This is a genomic window from Nostoc sp., from assembly GCF_036918245.1.
Lineage (GTDB): Bacteria > Cyanobacteriota > Cyanobacteriia > Cyanobacteriales > Nostocaceae > Nostoc.
The window spans coordinates 141,181-157,267 of the sequence record NZ_JBALEF010000043.1; the positions used below are offsets into that span (position 1 = coordinate 141,181).

A 16,087-nucleotide genomic window follows, 5' to 3' on the forward strand; every position below is an offset into this window, starting at 1 on the left:
TATTTAAAAGTTCACGTACAGACGCTCCAGATTCAGAATTGTTTTGTGCCTTTGCGTAAGATTATTATTCTATAAATTCGGCGGAACACAAACATCTGGCGCACATAAATCAGGAAATTGAAGCGTTATTACTTTAAAATTATTCAAATCTGCGCGGCGGATGGCATGATTATTGGTATCAGCAATATATAGATATGAATTTATAGCACTTAATCCTGAAGGTTCAAAAAAACGAGTGTTCTTACCCTGACCATCTTGTAAACCAGCAGAACCATCTCCCAAAACTGTTTGACAATTGCCACTGGGACTTACTAATTTAATTTTATGATTATAGGTATCTGCCACCCACAAAAAATTCTGAGCAAATTCAACTCCTAAACAGTGTTGTAAACGAACATCTTCACCTTGTCCATCTACATCGCCAAAACCAAATAAACCGCCACTACCACAAACAGTTTGTACTTGGTACGGTTCGACAATTCCAACACCACGAATTGAACTAACTTCACTGTCAGCAATATATAATTCCTGCCCATTGTTAGTAATACCGCTAGGTTGGGCAAAGGCAGATTCAGTAAGTGAACCATCAATACACGCTTCTGCACCAGTACCAGCATAAGTTTTGATGATGCCAGTTTCTAAATCCATTTGCCAAATTTGATGCGGCCCAGCCATTGCAATAAATAGAGTATTTCCTACTTTCACTAAATCCCAAGGGGAATTCAGTGCGGTTTCTAACCCAGCACCGCCATGAGGATGGATATTACGGCTTTGTTCACCAGTTCCCGCAATAGTTTTGACTACTTGGCGCTTTAAATCAACTCGCCGCAGCAGATGATTTTCTGTATCAGCAACGTAAAGAACCTGATTTTCGGCATCAAATGCTATTCCTTGCGGTGCAAAAAATTGCGCTTCGTTAAAAGCACCATCGGTTAAGCCAGATTTTCCAGTCCCAATCAACTGCAAAATTTCTCCGTCGAAACTACTCATAACTAGGCGATGATGTCCAGAATCAGCAATGAATAAACCCATTAGAGTAGCTAGAACTTTACCAGGAAAAGCTAAAGGTGTGATTACTGGTTGGCGCTGTTTTTCTAAAGTTAAGCTGATTTCTTGGAAATTAATTGTGCCTTTGTTTTGGTGTTGCTGAATTAATTTTTGAATCAACTCGTCTAAAGTGTCACGATTTCCTTCACCAGAAATCTGGCCAATCACATAACCTTCTGGATCGATAATTATTAACGTAGGCCAAGCACGCACAGCATACTCTTCCCAAATCCGAAAACCGCTGTCAACTACAACAGGATGTTCAATGTCATAGCGCAGGATAGCTTGGCGGATGTTTTCTGTTTCTTTTTCGTTGTCAAATTTGGCAGAATGCACGCCGATAACGATAAGACTATCTTTATATTTTTGTTCTAAATATTTCAGGTTTGGCAAAATATGCAGACAATTAATACAGCAGTATGTCCAAAAATCCAAAATTACGACTCTAGCTTTGAACTGTTTAAGAGACAAAGGTTTATCGGTATTAAGCCAGCAGTAATTTTGTGGTAATTCTGGCGCTCTGACACGGGGAATCATAAAGTATACTTTGCTCTTAAAGGATGTTTATACCAATTTTCTAAAATAGACTGATGAAAAATAATGATATATTACCATGTGTTGCTACTAGAGACTTAGACAAAACTAAACCGAAGTTTAATTCCAGGAGAATTAGATATTTAAACAGTAAATATGAAGTCAGAAACACGAAATGTATTATTATGAGCTTCGTACAATTACAAAAATTTATTGATAAGTTATACGAAGCTGATGACAGAGCAATAGCAAACAATGATTTTGATGATGCTAGCTTGCTGGCTAGTAGAGCAGATAGACTTTATGAAGAAGCAGAAAATTTGGAAATTGTGATTTCAGAACAGGAGCAAAGATGAAAACAATTGAAGAATTAAAGACTCGTATTAAGGAACTCAGTAAACAAGCTGTTGAACTCAGACAAAAAGCATCTGAAGTGTATTTAACTAACCAAGAGCAAGCCAAACAGTTTAGGCAACAGGCAAGAGAAGCTAGCAAGCGCTGCCAAGTATTGATACAAGAAGTAAAACGCCAACAAGTTTAAAGTTAAAAACTGGCACTTCTCAAAGCTAGCCAGTTTTTAATTTTACATATAAAATGTTCTCGCTAGTTGGGGTATTGTTGATTTTACCTATACTTTTATGTTACCAAAAATACTTTTAAAACACCTTCTTAGAGAGAAACTTTTCCTATGGCCGCGGCTACGGAAACGGTAAGTATGCAGAGATTTGATAAGTAGTAACTTTTTCGCTACGCATTTACGAAATCCTGTACTTTAGCTGTGGACTATTGATCCGATTTCATTCAAGCAGTATTCCTAAAAACTTGGTTGCCACCGCCACCTTTGATCTGAGCTTTTACCAGAACTGCTAAATCCAGATATTTCACAATCAGAAAGTACCAATGGCGTACCATTAGCTGTGCCAGGATCTCCAGATACATCGATGCATTTATTGGATAATCCATTTCTAATAAATCCTGCACCAATGTATTCCCACCTCTGATCTGTGGTTTTACCAGAAGCGTTAAATCCAGATAGTTCGCAATCAAAAAGTTGCAATGGCGCACCATTCGCTGTACCAGGATCTCCAGCTACATCAATGCACTTGTTTGATAATTTATTTCTGATAAATCCCCCACGAATAAATTCCCATTTCTGATCTGTGGTACTACCGGAATCGTTAAATCCAGATAGTTCGCAATCAAAAAGTGCCAATGGCGTACCATTAGCTGTGCCAGGATCTCCAGCTACATCAATGCACTTGTTTGATAGTTCGTTTATTATAAAGATTCCCCCTACTTGTGCAATAGCATTTTGATTTTCTAGAACGCAAGTTGCTCCCCATAACAGCGAACTGACGAAGCCAACTGCGATCGCTGTATGCTTTTTTAAATTAGGTTTCACAACTTTTTCCCTTAATTTCGTGTTTCTACGGTATTAAAAAACCTTGGTAAGCTTCAGAATATACTGTTAGTTACTATCTAAATAAATGAACTTTTAGAAAATTTACACTTTGAAAAGACTTGACAAACTAACTACTACGGACTTGTCAGCCTGGGTGCAACTAGCTAAAATTCAGGCTAAACAGGGAAGAGTTGCTGATCGCATTCCGCAATTGGCTTTAGCCGATCTAGGTTGGTTTGCAGTTTATATCTGCTGTAAATCGGGGAAAATTATCAGCTTTGGAGATACCGCTTGTGTCTTTCCGCTAATGAGCGTTATTAAGACATTTTCTCTACTTTATCTGCTAGAACATCTAGGAGCAGAAACGGTTTTCGGCTGGGTTGGGGTGGAACCATCAGATACACCCTTCAATTCCTTAGAACAATTAATTAGCGATCGCGGCCATCCCCGCAACCCGATGATTAATAGTGGGGCAATTACCCTGTCTGATAAGTTACCAGGAAAGGACGCTAATCAACGCACTCTTTTATTTTGTCAATGGCTCAACCAATTAGCAGGTTGTCAACTAAGCTTAGATGAGGTGATGCTGGCTTCAGTGCGATTAACCCGCTCAAAAGCCAATGAAGCGATCGCTAATTATCTCGCCCAAGCCGGTCATCTCGAAAATATTGAAACAGCACTTGACACTTATGAGCAAATATGCTGTATTTCTGGGCGAGTTGAAGATTTAGCTTTGTTGGGAAAACTGCTAGCTTGTGAAAATAGCTGTTTATCCCCACAAAACCGCCGGATTGTCAATGCTGTAATGTCAACTTGTGGACTGTACGAAGCTTCTGCGGAGTTTGCAGTCAGGATTGGTCTACCGATGAAATCAGGGATTGGTGGTGGGCTTGTAGCAATAGTACCAGGTGAGGGAGCGATCGCTTGTTATAGTCCAGCTTTAGATAAAATAGGAAATCCGGTAGCGGGACTTGTTTTTGTTGAGGCTTTAGCACAAGAGTTACAGTTGAGTATCTTTGGGTAAATACTGCTTTTGGATGGGGAGAGAAATGATAAATTCTGTACCACTACCCACCTCAGATTTACAAATTAGTCGTCCTCCATGTTTTTCGACGACAATCTAATGAGTAGCGTACTCTCAATACATTCGTGCAAATCGACTGCATGGGTTTCTGCTTCATCTAGACGAGAGAAGTTTTTCAAACTCAAGACAATTTGGCGCACGCGATCGGTGCCGAGCTTCATTGACTGCAAAACTTTAGGTAAATCTTCTTCCACAAATTCTGCATCAATTTCGGTGGCGTGGTCTTGTACCGTTAGAGGTGGATTAGGTATTTTTTGGCGATAGGTTTGTAATAATGCTAATAAATCATCTACATGCTGAATAGCAGGATCTAAATTGCCGTAGATAAAATTTACCGGATTATTAATTTCGTGGGCAATGCCAGCTACCATTCGTCCTAAACTAGACATTTTCTCACTTTGAAGCAATGGCGCTTCTTGCATTTGCTGCTGACGAAAGGCAGATGCTTGCTGTTCTTCCAGTAAGCATTTAACCCTGTGCAAAACTTGGTTAAATGCAGTAGCAAGTATGCCAATTTCATCTGTAGTTATGACGGGTGCTTGCAGGTCAAAGTTAGATTCTTTGGTGATTCGCTGCGCTACATTCGTCAGCACTTCGACGGGATGGGTAATGGTTCGACTTGTCAAAAAAGCTAAAGCTGATAGTGGTCTCCTAAGACCAATCCAATTGTGGTTCCGACAATTCCCACACCAAGGGCAAGACTATAGCCAAATTTAATTTTGTTGCCAATACTCAGACCGTCAGACCGTTGGTAATATTTTGAGAACCACCCTTTTTGGCTCGATTGGACGACGGCGATATCACCGGAAACTGATGGAAAATCTGAATCTGGAGTCTGGAAAGCCATATTAATCCTAAGTAAGCAATAAGAGTCAATCCTTACTTAGAATTCCCTAGTTATTCAGCAAAAGCAAAAATTTTGAAACTTTTTACCGCATATTGCTGAGTCCGATGACGCAGAAGAAAAGTGATTTATTTCACTTCTCTGCTGCCTCTACCAGCCTTCAAGGTATAACTAAATCCTGTTTTTTATGGCTGTTGGACTTGTTTTTCGGGTAATTCAGCAGAAGGAGGTGTTGGCGTTACCTCTGGCTGTGATTCTAGTGTTGGCGTAATAATTTCTGGTGTCGGAGACTCAATAATCTCTGGCAGCGTTGGTGGCAAACTAGGAGATGGGGCAACTGTTACTTGGGGAGTAGGTGTCTTAGCCGTTCGACGATTAAAAAACCCACCAAATCTAGAAGATTTTTTGGGCTGAGGCGTTACTTTTTCGGGTAAAGGCGTTGATTCAGGAGTTGGCGTTACCTTTGGCTGTGGTTCTGGTGTTGGCGTAATAATTTCTGGTGTCGGAGACTCAATAATCTCTGGCAGTGTGGGTGGCAAACTAGGAGATGGTGCAACTGGTGCTTCTGGGGTGGGAACTTTACCAGCCCCACGGTTAAAAAATCCACCAAATCTAGGTTTTGTTGGCTGAGGCGCAACTTTTTCAGGTAACGGCGTTGATTCGGGAGTTGGTGTTACCTCCGGCTGTAGTTCTGGTGCTGGAGACTCAATAATTTCTGGTGGCGTTGGGGACAAGCTGGGAGATGGTGCAGCCGTTGGAACTTCTAATTTTGGTTTTTCTGGCTGTGTTTTGGATTGTTCTGGAATTTCAGTTTCAGGAATAGGCTGTATTTGGGGTGTTTTTTCAACAGAAGGTGTGGATGTGGGTTTAGGTGCAAGTTTATAATTCGGGTCTACAATCGGGTGCACCTCAGCTGCTGTGAGTTCTCCTCTGACAATTCTCGACAGAGTGTCTTTACCCTTTGGCTGGTAGTCAATCAATCTAACTGTAGTATTAAAAGCATTTTTGACAGGATTTCCCTGATTATCGAGAAATTCTAACTTTACCCAGTTTTTCCCTGGACGGAAGCCTTTAAGGTAAACTGCCTGCCAGCGATCAAAAATAAAGCTTTCACCATTAATAGTGGAGCGGATGCGCCAATCACTGAACTCGTCATTGGCCTTTTCTTTGCCGACGAGGTGGAGAGGAGCATTAGTTAGGTAGAAGTCCAGTAAGATTGGTTCTGCTCCATAACTGCTTTGAGGGCGGCTGTAAGTTAGCAGGGGTAATTTAGGATCTGGGGTGTTGTCGTCGGTTTTGATGAAGACGTGAAATGTTGTTTGGGCATAAGCGCCTTCATTCTTAAAGCTTTCATGCCAAGGACGAGAAGCAAAAACGCGCAGGGTATGACTACCTGGAGACAAGTCTGGCAAAACCAAGGGCTGATTCAGGTCGTAAACAGGTATATAAGGTTGATTATCCAGAATGACGTGTAGATGTGGCCCCAGTTGTAATTGTGGGTCTTTAAATATTGGTAAATCCTTAACCTGAAAACTGGCTGTAACTTTGTTGTCTTGAAGAACTTCATCAATTTTTGGAGTAACAATTGTCACTTGTGGCTGATAAACTTCCAAAATTGTCCGCAGTTCTTGAATAACAGATGGAGGGGAAACTTCCGAAAATTGCTTTGAAATTTGAGAAATCTGTGGGGAGTTTTCTTTATAGCCAGTAGATACTTCCTGGCTGTCGGCTTTCTCGCCGCAACTGGTCAAGTGTAATACCAGCACCAATGTCATTACCCACCTGAGAATCAGGAACCTCTGAGGGAGGAGCTTCTCTAACACCCTTTTCTGCCACGAGTTCATGCGTTACACCCAGTGATAGTCTTCGACAATTGACAGATTATTTTGGCTCAAACTGTCCATCTGGAACTATAGCCCAAAAGGTGAAATCTACCTCACATCCCATAAGTTTTCCTTTGTATCTCATAAAATTTTAAAATAAGTCATATTCTTTACAGCGTTTTACTTGCAAAAATTGAAATATGACATAAATGTTCATGAGTAATAGCAGTAAAAGTTGGGACATCGGCTACATACAGACAAACTATAAATTTTACGAATTGTTATTGTTTGTAAATTAAATAGATAAACTATTGACTTTTGGACAAAAAGTTTGGAGTTAAAAGCCAGTTAAGGCATGAATTCCAGCAATATTTGAGCAAGTTTGAATTATTGTTAAAATATCTCTAACAATGTACAAGTGAAGACTCTATAATTCAACGAGAAACAACTCTCCACATCGGGTCTTGATCGCGGCTTCAGTAAAATTCTGGAGTATGCGGTAATGGTTCATTTTGTGGTATACATGATTCCTCATTCCTTATCAAGAGAGGAGGTCGAATGACAATAAGTCCTCCGGAGCGAGAGGAAAAAAAGGCAAGAGTAATCGTCGATAACGATCCAGTTCCAACCTCATTCGAGAGATGGGCGCAACCTGGACACTTTGACAGATCCTTGGCCAGAGGTCCCAAAACCACCACATGGATTTGGAACCTGCACGCACTCGCCCATGATTTTGATACACATACAAGCGATTTAGAAGATATATCCCGCAAGATATTCTCAGCCCACTTCGGCCACTTAGCCGTAATAATGGTTTGGTTGAGCGGGATGATTTTCCACGGCGCGAAGTTTTCTAACTACGAAGCTTGGTTAAGCGATCCGTTGAACGTTAGACCAAGTGCTCAGGTTGTTTGGCCCATTGTGGGACAAGACATTTTAAACGGTGATGTTGGCGGTGGTTTCCACGGTATTCAAATCACCTCTGGCTTGTTCCAAGTATGGCGTGGCTGGGGTATCACAAACTCCTTCCAGCTTTACGTGACTGCGATCGGTGGCTTGGTATTAGCAGGCTTATTACTATTTGCAGGCTGGTTCCATTACCACAAACGCGCTCCCAAACTGGAATGGTTCCAGAATGTGGAGTCAATGCTGAATCACCACTTGCAAATATTGCTAGGTTGTGGTTCCTTGGGATGGGCAGGTCACATAATCCACGTATCCGCACCGACCAACAAGCTTTTGGATGCAGGGGTTGCTCTCAAAGACATACCCTTGCCCCACGAGTTCATCTTGAACAAAGACTTGTTGACCGAGCTGTACCCTGGCTTTGCTGCTGGTTTAGCACCTTTCTTCACCTTGAACTGGGGTCAGTATGCTGACTTCCTGACCTTCAAGGGCGGTCTAAACCCAGTAACAGGCGGCTTGTGGATGACTGATATTGCTCATCACCACTTAGCGATCGCGGTTGTCTTTATCATTGCTGGTCACCAGTACCGTACCAACTGGGGTATTGGTCACAGCATTAAAGAGATCCTAGAAAACCATAAAGGTCCTTTCACCGGTGAAGGTCATAAAGGTCTCTACGAAAACCTGACCACATCTTGGCACGCTCAGTTGGCTACTAACCTGGCCTTCTTGGGTTCGCTGACCATCATCATCGCGCATCACATGTACGCGATGCCCCCCTATCCATATTTGGCAACTGACTATGCTACGCAGTTGTGCATTTTCACCCACCACATGTGGATTGGTGCATTCTGTATAGTCGGCGGTGCGGCTCACGCTGCCATATTCATGGTGCGGGATTACGATCCGGTTGTGAACCAAAACAACTTACTGGATCGGGTGATTCGTCACCGAGATGCGATTATTTCTCACCTCAACTGGGTATGTATTTTCCTCGGCTTCCATAGCTTTGGACTTTACATCCACAACGACACAATGCGTGCATTAGGTCGTCCTCAAGACATGTTCTCTGATAGTGCAATTCAGTTGCAGCCAGTGTTTGCTCAGTGGGTACAAAACATCCACACTCTAGCTCCTGGTGGCACTGCTCCCAATGCGCTAGAACCCGTTAGCTATGCTTTCGGCGGTGGGATTTTGGCTGTAGGCGGTAAAGTAGCAATGATGCCCATTGCTTTGGGTACGGCGGACTTCTTAATCCACCATATTCACGCATTCCAAATACACGTTACTGTCCTAATTCTGCTCAAAGGTGTGCTATATGCCCGTAGCTCTCGTCTGATTCCAGACAAGGCAAACCTGGGCTTCCGCTTTCCCTGCGATGGTCCTGGTCGTGGCGGTACCTGTCAAGTATCTGGTTGGGATCATGTGTTCCTCGGACTTTTCTGGATGTACAACACAATATCCATCGCAATTTTCCACTTCAGCTGGAAGATGCAATCAGATGTCTGGGGAACCGTAGATGCAGATGGTACTGTGACTCACATCACTGGTGGTAACTTTGCCCAAAGTGCAATCACCATCAACGGTTGGTTACGGGACTTCTTGTGGGCACAAGCTACACAAGTCATCAATTCCTATGGCAGCGCGCTATCTGCCTATGGTCTACTCTTCTTAGGCGCTCACTTTGTCTGGGCATTCAGCTTAATGTTCCTGTTCAGTGGTCGCGGCTACTGGCAAGAATTAATTGAGTCCATAGTTTGGGCGCATAATAAACTGAAGGTAGCACCAGCAATTCAGCCTCGCGCTTTGAGCATTATTCAGGGTCGGGCTGTAGGGGTAGCTCACTACCTCTTGGGAGGAATTGTCACAACTTGGGCATTCTTCCATGCACACATCCTTTCAGTAGGGTAGCAATCAGTTATTGAGTGCTGAGTACTGAGTGCTGAGTCAAAACTCAGAACTCAGGACTCAGAACTCAGGACTCTAAACGCTGATATTTGATGGCTAAAGGTCAGAGGATTTATTAAACCTATGGCGACAAAATTTCCGAAATTTAGCCAGGATCTCGCACAGGACCCGACGACTCGTCGGATATGGTATGCGATCGCGACAGGCAACGATTTTGAAACCCATGATGGCATGACGGAAGAAAATCTTTACCAAAAGATTTTCGCAACTCACTTCGGTCACTTGGCAATCATCTTCCTGTGGGCATCGAGCCTCCTGTTCCACGTAGCCTGGCAAGGTAACTTTGAACAGTGGATTAAAGATCCCCTTCACATCCGTCCCATCGCCCATGCGATTTGGGACCCCCACTTTGGTAAACCAGCGATCGAAGCTTTTACCCAAGCTGGTGCTAGCAATCCGGTAAACATTACCTACTCTGGTCTTTACCATTGGTGGTATACCATCGGAATGCGGACAAACAGCGAACTGTACAACGGTTCAGTGTTCTTGCTGTTATTCGCGGCTGTATTCTTGTTCGCTGGTTGGCTGCACTTGCAACCCAAGTACCGTCCCAGCTTGGCATGGTTTAAGAGCGCTGAACATCGACTAAACCACCACTTAGCAGGTTTGTTTGGTGTTAGTTCTTTGGCTTGGGCTGGTCACTTAATTCACGTTGCTGTCCCCGAAGCTCGCGGTCAGCACGTAGGTTGGGATAACTTCCTATCCACCCTACCCCACCCAGCCGGTTTAACACCATTCTTTACAGGCAATTGGTCTGTTTACGCTCAAAATCCTGACACTCCTGGACATGTATTTGGTACATCCCAAGGTGCAGGAACTGCAATCCTGACTTTCTTGGGTGGTTTCCATCCTCAGACAGAAGCTTTGTGGCTGACTGACATAGCTCATCACCACCTAGCGATCGCAGTCCTATTTATTGTCGCTGGTCACATGTATCGGACTAACTTCGGAATTGGTCACAGCATTAAAGAAATGCTGAACTCCAAATCCGGTTTAGTACCCAATACCAAGAGTGAAGGTCAGTTCAACCTGCCTCACCAAGGGTTGTACGACACCTATAACAATTCGCTGCACTTCCAGTTGGGTATTCACCTAGCTGCTCTGGGAACCGTCACCTCTCTGGTAGCGCAACACATGTACGCCATGCCTTCCTACGCATTTATTGCGAAGGACTATACGACTCAGGCAGCGCTGTACACACACCATCAATACATTGCTGGTTTCTTGATACTTGGTGCTTTTGCACACGGGGCAATATTCTGGGTACGGGATTACGATCCAGAGCAAAATAAAGGCAACGTCCTTGAGCGCGTGTTGAAACACAAAGAAGCGATTATCTCCCACCTTAGCTGGGTATCGCTTTTCTTAGGCTTCCACACCCTCAGCTTGTACGTACACAACGACGTAGTAGTTGCTTTCGGTACTCCTGAAAAGCAAATCTTGATTGAGCCAGTGTTTGCTCAATTTGTTCAAGCTGCTAACGGTAAGGTACTGTACGGTTTAGACACCTTGCTATCTAACCCAGATAGTATTGCTTACACAGCATGGCCCAACTACGCTAACGTTTGGTTGCCAGGCTGGTTAGATGCCATCAATGCTGGTACTAACTCCCTGTTCTTGACCATTGGCCCTGGCGACTTCTTGGTACACCATGCGATCGCTTTAGGTCTGCACACCACCACCTTGATCTTGGTCAAAGGTGCTTTGGATGCCCGTGGTTCTAAGCTGATGCCCGATAAAAAGGACTTCGGCTATGCCTTCCCTTGTGACGGCCCCGGTCGTGGCGGTACTTGCGACATCTCCGCTTGGGATTCCTTCTACCTCGCTACATTCTGGATGCTCAATACCCTTGGTTGGGTTACCTTCTACTGGCATTGGAAGCATCTAGGTATTTGGCAAGGCAACGTAGCTCAGTTCAATGAGAACTCTACATATCTCATGGGCTGGTTCCGCGATTACCTCTGGGCTAACTCCGCTCAGTTGATTAACGGTTACAACCCTTATGGTGTGAATAACCTGTCTGTCTGGGCTTGGATGTTCCTGTTTGGACACCTAGTTTGGGCTACTGGCTTCATGTTCTTAATCTCCTGGAGAGGTTACTGGCAAGAGTTGATTGAAACCCTTGTTTGGGCACACGAACGCACTCCTCTAGCTAACCTAGTTCGCTGGAAGGACAAGCCCGTGGCTCTGTCCATTGTTCAAGCTCGTGTAGTTGGTCTAGCTCACTTCACTGTTGGCTACATCGTAACTTACGCTGCATTCTTGATTGCTTCTACTGCTGGTAAGTTCGGTTAATTCGGCTGCTAGTTTTGTAGGTAAGTAATAAAAATCCCCTGCCGCAAGGTGGGGGATTTTTGTGGAATTAGTTAAGTTTAAAATTACAGTAATAGAAGTTGAACGTGCTATAAAAATAAATGGAAATAAAATGCAATTCCAACAAAAATCTATTATCAAAGAAAATTGGTGGCTGATATCCTGTAGTTTTCCTAACTTAAATTGGGCAAGGTTAAGAACTTACGATGATTTATCCGCTGAAATATTAGATTGTGATGGTTCTAAATACACATTTACTAATGAAGAAGAAGCACGTTACTTCTTAATGGAGGATGAATTCACGCAAGCAAGTTGAATCACTTGATCGAGAAGATGAACAAGAACTCGGTATCTCGTTGTCTCTCATACAGATCCCAAAAGGAAAAAATGAAAAGGAATTAATAGAAAAAATGTATATAAAACAAACCGAAATACTAAACGAAGACTAAACTTGTTGAATCACTGTTGCAAATTATCATATATCTCTTTAATTAAGAGCGATTTATAAGCGATCGCTTTTGGAAGAAAAACTACTTTTCCATGCGTAAGAGCCTTCAACCTGTGACTTAATACAACTTGCTCAGAGTGGTGGAGTCTTTGAGTTTCTTAACTATAAATCAAACATATACTCTTTAAAAGATGGAGAACCTATCTAAAAAGAAAGCGATGTTTACGACGGGCTACGCCTACGCCTAACCATGACAAACTAGCAAAAGCGCATTACAGGAACCCCAAATATATGTCACCGTAAACCGTGCATCAGGGTGTCCAAAGTTAATATACTCCTCTGCTTTACTTTGCGCTTCCCTCTGCGTCCCTCTGCGTTAAAAAAATAACTTTTAAAATTAAATCCTTAAACAATACCAAAACAAGTTATAACTATAAAAAACTAGATAATTTTATAACTCTTGCAAGAAGAATCAATAAGGCCACAAAAAGAAATAAGTTTTAATCCCTGTTATATTCAGCAAAACGGAGCCGCATATTTAGGCGATAGCCTTAAACTTATTAAATTCATTGATGATAATAGTATTAATTTAATTATCACCTCGCCTCCATTCGCACTCACCCGAAAAAAAGAATACGGTAACGAAACTGCTGAAAAATATATTGAGTGGTTCCTACCTTTTGCATCCGAATTTAAAAGAGTACTGGCAGATAATGGCTCATTCGTACTAGATTTAGGTGGCGCTTACCTACCTGGTAATCCCGTGCGGAGTATCTACCAATACGAACTTTTAGTAAGATTATGCAAAGAAGTTGGTTTCTTTCTTGCTCAAGAATTCTATCACTATAATCCGGCTCGACTGCCAAGCCCTGCTGAGTGGGTGACAATCAGGCGGATTCGTGTGAAAGATTCTGTAAATACAGTTTGGTGGTTGTCTAAAACACCGCATCCTAAAGCAGATAACAGAAGAGTATTAAAGCCCTATAGCCAAAGTATGAAACAGTTATTAAAAAATGGTTATAAAGCAAAAATACGTCCTAGTGGACATGATATTTCTAATAAATTTCAAAAAGATAACCAAGGTGCAATTCCGCCGAATTTGCTAGAAATTGCTAATACTGAATCGAATAGTGCTTATTTACGACGCTGCAAAACAGCAGAAATTAGACCCCATCCAGCACGTTTTCCTCAAGGGTTCGCCGAGTTCTTCATCAAATTTTTAACTGATGAAGGTGATATGGTATTAGATCCATTTGCAGGTTCTAATACAACCGGCTTTGTTGCTGAAACTCTGCAACGCCGATGGATATCTTTTGAAATTAATGAAAGTTATGTAATTGGAAGTCGTTATCGATTTAGCCAATAACCAAATTAAGTAAAGAGTCAGGAGTGAGAAGTTAAAATTTATAACTAATAGCTCTTAACTCATAACTACTCAATTAAATTTCTCCATTCACCTGCATTTGATGAACTTGATCTGCTAGCTCTTGACGACCTCGATCATCTAGTTTATCAATAGCTAACATCCCCATGAGAATAACTTCTTTCAGGGTCAAACGTGTGGAATGTGCCTGTTTTTGCACAATCTCTTTAATAATGGGACTGACACCAATCGCTGTACTAGCTCTAGCCACAGAAGAAAAGGAAACACTAATGATTCAGCCTAAATCTTAGCACTTTCAATGAGGTTATTCTCTAGAGTTAAAACTTAATTTAAATGTGTTTCAACTCATACTTCAATTAGTAAACATAAATTTTAAATTACGTATAGTGAGTTATTAAATTCTCAGTATGGCAAACGCTATACTTGCTCATTGAGTACACATCATCGTATGATATCAATATTCTCAACAATTATAATTTTGCCTATTTATCCAAAATTTCCACCAAGTCCTCAATCGTCAGATTAAAGGCACAAGCTAATTTGTATATAGCACGAAAGTCAACTGTTGTCATTTCGTGACTACGCGCATAACTTATAACTGTGCTGGAAATTATCCCAGAACGGCCAGAAACTTCTTTTATTGACCATACTTTCACTTGTGCTAGTTCTCAAATCTTTAATCTGAACTAGTCACATCTTTAATAACTGGTGCATTTGCACTGCAAAATTTAACATGACAAAGTGAAAAATGTAGAAGTGTACTCCTGCAAAGAAGCAAGCTATGCGTAGCGTCTCGTAGAGAAACTGCTTGTCGTCAGATATAGCCTCTCGCCCTAGCAAACTCTCAGGCGATCGCAACAATTGACTGAAATCTAGAAACCTAAAATCTGATGGTTATTTCACATACTAGCAACATCAAAAGCAAAAACCTCTGTCCTGATCTCCTCAAAAATCACTCACTAATTGCCGAGTTTGCAAACACTAGTAATATTTGTGATAACTGAGTTAGAAAAAGTGGTCGCCTGATGAAAACAGTGCTTTCAGTAGAAGTATTCTCACAAATAAGACTTGTATACCACGGGGAAAACCGTACTTTAAAGAGATCGTAAATTGTCAAATATAATCTCATGAACACGCTTTACAGAACTATACAGCGTAAATAAGAATAATAACTTAACCGAAGTAAAATTTTCCTGAATACAGGCAACTAATGCCGTGATCAGGAAAAGCAGTGAGTAGAGGAGAGAGAAAGCGATGAGGGACCCTTATCTGTTGGCAGCAGGCTTGTTAACAGGATTAGCAATACCAGCATCGGCTCTTCCACATCTGTCAATTGTCCTGCCAGAAAGTTCTAGATTCCTGTGGGATTTAAAACAGGGTTCGCAGACGATAGTCAGTACAAAAATTATCAAGAGCGTTGATCTCTCTTTACCCGAACTCAGCGGCCAAGCGTTCCAACCCCTAAAAAGTTCGCAGCCAATAGTAAGTGAGAAAAATGTCTCTAGCGTACCAGAATTCAGCAGTCAGGGATTAGCAGCCCCAACAGAGTCATTAATCAACGCCAGCGCCCAAGCAACTAGCCTTTTATTGACATCTGGAAATCAACTTTACTACCAAAGATTGGCGGCTCTGAAAACAGGTCAGATTTATACACGCGTAGATAGTGATAATTTGCAATCATTGTGGGAGTCGATCAAGAAACGTCAACTAACTTACGACGACTGGAAAAGTTTACTAGCTTTAGAAGCTAGAGCGATCGCTCAAGGTCAAGGTGCCAATCATCTAAGTATTTTAGTTGGTGATTCTTTGAGTATGTGGTTTCCGAGAGAAAAACTGCCTGCTGGGAAATTGTGGCTGAATCAAGGCATATCTGGAGATACTTCTAGTGGCGTTTTAAAAAGATTGGGGGCATTTTCGGCAACGCGGCCAGATGTTATTTACATCATGGCTGGGATTAACGACCTACGAAAAGGCGCTACTGATGAAACAATTTTGCGTAATTATCGCCGGATTGTCCGGCGTTTACGGCAGGCTCACCCCCAAGCTCAAATCATTGTCCAATCAATTTTGCCTACTCGTCTACCAAAAATTTCCAATAGCCGCATTCGTCACATCAACATCCAACTAACTGTGATTGCCAAACAAGAAGGCGCTAATTATCTCAATATTTATAGCTGGTTTACGGATATGGAAGGCAATTTGCGTCCAGAGTTGACCACAGATGGATTGCATCTGTCTCAAGAAGGATATGATGTGTGGCGAACGGCACTACAGCAGATAGAATACAAACTCACTCAGCGTGAGAATTGAGCGATCGCTTTGCCAATACTTGGA

15 protein-coding genes are annotated in these 16,087 nt (G+C 42.1%); 8 read left to right on the top strand and 7 right to left on the bottom strand.

What is annotated here, in order from left to right; translation table 11 throughout:
- Window positions 1–69 precede the first annotated feature (69 nt).
- Complete coding sequence (locus tag V7L12_RS10495; RefSeq protein WP_335084259.1) at window positions 70–1,584, bottom strand: thioredoxin-like domain-containing protein; 1,515 nt, start codon at window positions 1,582–1,584, stop codon at window positions 70–72.
- 182 nt (window positions 1,585–1,766) lie between these two features.
- Between V7L12_RS10495 and V7L12_RS10500 the strand changes: the two genes are divergently transcribed.
- A complete protein-coding gene (locus V7L12_RS10500) occupies window positions 1,767–1,937 on the top strand; it encodes a hypothetical protein (protein WP_335084260.1) in 171 nt (56 codons plus the stop codon).
- A complete protein-coding gene (locus tag V7L12_RS10505; protein WP_335084261.1) occupies window positions 1,934–2,122 on the top strand; it encodes a hypothetical protein in 189 nt (62 codons plus the stop codon). The genes V7L12_RS10500 and V7L12_RS10505 overlap by 4 nt, the downstream gene beginning before the upstream one ends.
- A gap of 273 nt (window positions 2,123–2,395) precedes the next feature.
- Here V7L12_RS10505 and V7L12_RS10510 read toward each other — a convergent pair whose 3' ends face one another.
- Window positions 2,396–2,983, bottom strand: a complete 588-nt coding sequence (locus tag V7L12_RS10510; protein WP_335084262.1) for an RICIN domain-containing protein — start codon at window positions 2,981–2,983, stop codon at window positions 2,396–2,398.
- Window positions 2,984–3,092: 109 nt separating this feature from the next.
- On the opposite strand from V7L12_RS10510, the gene glsA reads away from it, so the two are divergent.
- On the top strand, window positions 3,093–4,007 hold the full coding sequence (glsA, locus tag V7L12_RS10515; RefSeq protein WP_335084263.1) for a glutaminase A: 915 nt from the start codon (window positions 3,093–3,095) through the stop codon (window positions 4,005–4,007).
- Window positions 4,008–4,072: 65 nt separating this feature from the next.
- On the opposite strand, the gene V7L12_RS10520 is transcribed toward glsA, so the two are convergent.
- The 3 genes from V7L12_RS10520 to V7L12_RS10530 all read right to left on the bottom strand — a co-directional run bounded on the left by V7L12_RS10520 (window position 4,073) and on the right by V7L12_RS10530 (window position 6,755).
- Window positions 4,073–4,693 carry a HAMP domain-containing protein gene (locus tag V7L12_RS10520; RefSeq protein WP_335084264.1) on the bottom strand — a complete coding sequence of 207 codons (621 nt, stop codon included), beginning with the start codon at window positions 4,691–4,693 and terminating at the stop codon, window positions 4,073–4,075.
- A 5-nt stretch (window positions 4,694–4,698) separates the two neighbouring features.
- Window positions 4,699–4,914, bottom strand: a complete 216-nt coding sequence (locus tag V7L12_RS10525; protein ID WP_335084265.1) for a hypothetical protein — start codon at window positions 4,912–4,914, stop codon at window positions 4,699–4,701.
- 182 nt (window positions 4,915–5,096) lie between these two features.
- Window positions 5,097–6,755, bottom strand: coding sequence for a hypothetical protein (locus V7L12_RS10530; protein WP_335084266.1), 1,659 nt, complete (start codon window positions 6,753–6,755; stop codon window positions 5,097–5,099).
- Between the two features lie 537 nt (window positions 6,756–7,292).
- On the opposite strand from V7L12_RS10530, the gene psaA reads away from it, so the two are divergent.
- The 4 genes from psaA (at window position 7,293) to V7L12_RS10550 (ending at window position 13,735) form a co-directional block, all read left to right on the top strand.
- On the top strand, window positions 7,293–9,551 hold the full coding sequence (gene psaA / locus V7L12_RS10535; RefSeq protein ID WP_335084267.1) for a photosystem I core protein PsaA: 2,259 nt from the start codon (window positions 7,293–7,295) through the stop codon (window positions 9,549–9,551).
- A 120-nt stretch (window positions 9,552–9,671) separates the two neighbouring features.
- Complete coding sequence (gene psaB, locus V7L12_RS10540) at window positions 9,672–11,903, top strand: photosystem I core protein PsaB (protein WP_335084268.1); 2,232 nt, start codon at window positions 9,672–9,674, stop codon at window positions 11,901–11,903.
- A 61-nt stretch (window positions 11,904–11,964) separates the two neighbouring features.
- Window positions 11,965–12,237: a hypothetical protein gene (locus tag V7L12_RS10545; protein WP_335084269.1), complete on the top strand. Its 273-nt coding sequence runs from the start codon at window positions 11,965–11,967 to the stop codon at window positions 12,235–12,237.
- Between the two features lie 592 nt (window positions 12,238–12,829).
- On the top strand, window positions 12,830–13,735 hold the full coding sequence (locus V7L12_RS10550; RefSeq protein ID WP_335084270.1) for a DNA-methyltransferase: 906 nt from the start codon (window positions 12,830–12,832) through the stop codon (window positions 13,733–13,735).
- 73 nt (window positions 13,736–13,808) lie between these two features.
- Here the strand turns inward: V7L12_RS10550 and V7L12_RS10555 are convergent, their stop codons facing one another.
- Together V7L12_RS10555 and V7L12_RS10560 are read right to left on the bottom strand one after the other, a co-directional pair.
- Complete coding sequence (locus tag V7L12_RS10555) at window positions 13,809–14,003, bottom strand: hypothetical protein (protein ID WP_292740248.1); 195 nt, start codon at window positions 14,001–14,003, stop codon at window positions 13,809–13,811.
- A 232-nt stretch (window positions 14,004–14,235) separates the two neighbouring features.
- The gene (locus V7L12_RS10560; RefSeq protein WP_335084271.1) at window positions 14,236–14,409 is read right to left on the bottom strand and encodes a helix-turn-helix domain-containing protein; all 174 of its coding nucleotides are present in this window, start codon (window positions 14,407–14,409) and stop codon (window positions 14,236–14,238) included.
- A 598-nt stretch (window positions 14,410–15,007) separates the two neighbouring features.
- Here V7L12_RS10560 and V7L12_RS10565 point away from each other — a divergent pair.
- Window positions 15,008–16,063: an SGNH/GDSL hydrolase family protein gene (locus V7L12_RS10565; protein WP_335084272.1), complete on the top strand. Its 1,056-nt coding sequence runs from the start codon at window positions 15,008–15,010 to the stop codon at window positions 16,061–16,063.
- The last annotated feature ends 24 nt before the right edge of the window (window positions 16,064–16,087 follow it).

What these genes read in the sequence shown, in the direction of transcription:
- psaA (WP_335084267.1), top strand. Translation starts at nt 7,293, where the DNA reads ATGACAATAAGTCCTCCGGAGCGAGAGGAAAAAAAGGCAAGAGTAATC.
- psaB (WP_335084268.1), top strand. Translation starts at nt 9,672, where the DNA reads ATGGCGACAAAATTTCCGAAATTTAGCCAGGATCTCGCACAGGACCCG.
- V7L12_RS10525 (WP_335084265.1), bottom strand. Translation starts at nt 4,914, where the DNA reads ATGGCTTTCCAGACTCCAGATTCAGATTTTCCATCAGTTTCCGGTGAT.
- V7L12_RS10505 (WP_335084261.1), top strand. Translation starts at nt 1,934, where the DNA reads ATGAAAACAATTGAAGAATTAAAGACTCGTATTAAGGAACTCAGTAAA.
- V7L12_RS10495 (WP_335084259.1), bottom strand. Translation starts at nt 1,584, where the DNA reads ATGATTCCCCGTGTCAGAGCGCCAGAATTACCACAAAATTACTGCTGG.
- V7L12_RS10530 (WP_335084266.1), bottom strand. Translation starts at nt 6,755, where the DNA reads ATGAACTCGTGGCAGAAAAGGGTGTTAGAGAAGCTCCTCCCTCAGAGG.
- V7L12_RS10565 (WP_335084272.1), top strand. Translation starts at nt 15,008, where the DNA reads ATGAGGGACCCTTATCTGTTGGCAGCAGGCTTGTTAACAGGATTAGCA.
- V7L12_RS10500 (WP_335084260.1), top strand. Translation starts at nt 1,767, where the DNA reads ATGAGCTTCGTACAATTACAAAAATTTATTGATAAGTTATACGAAGCT.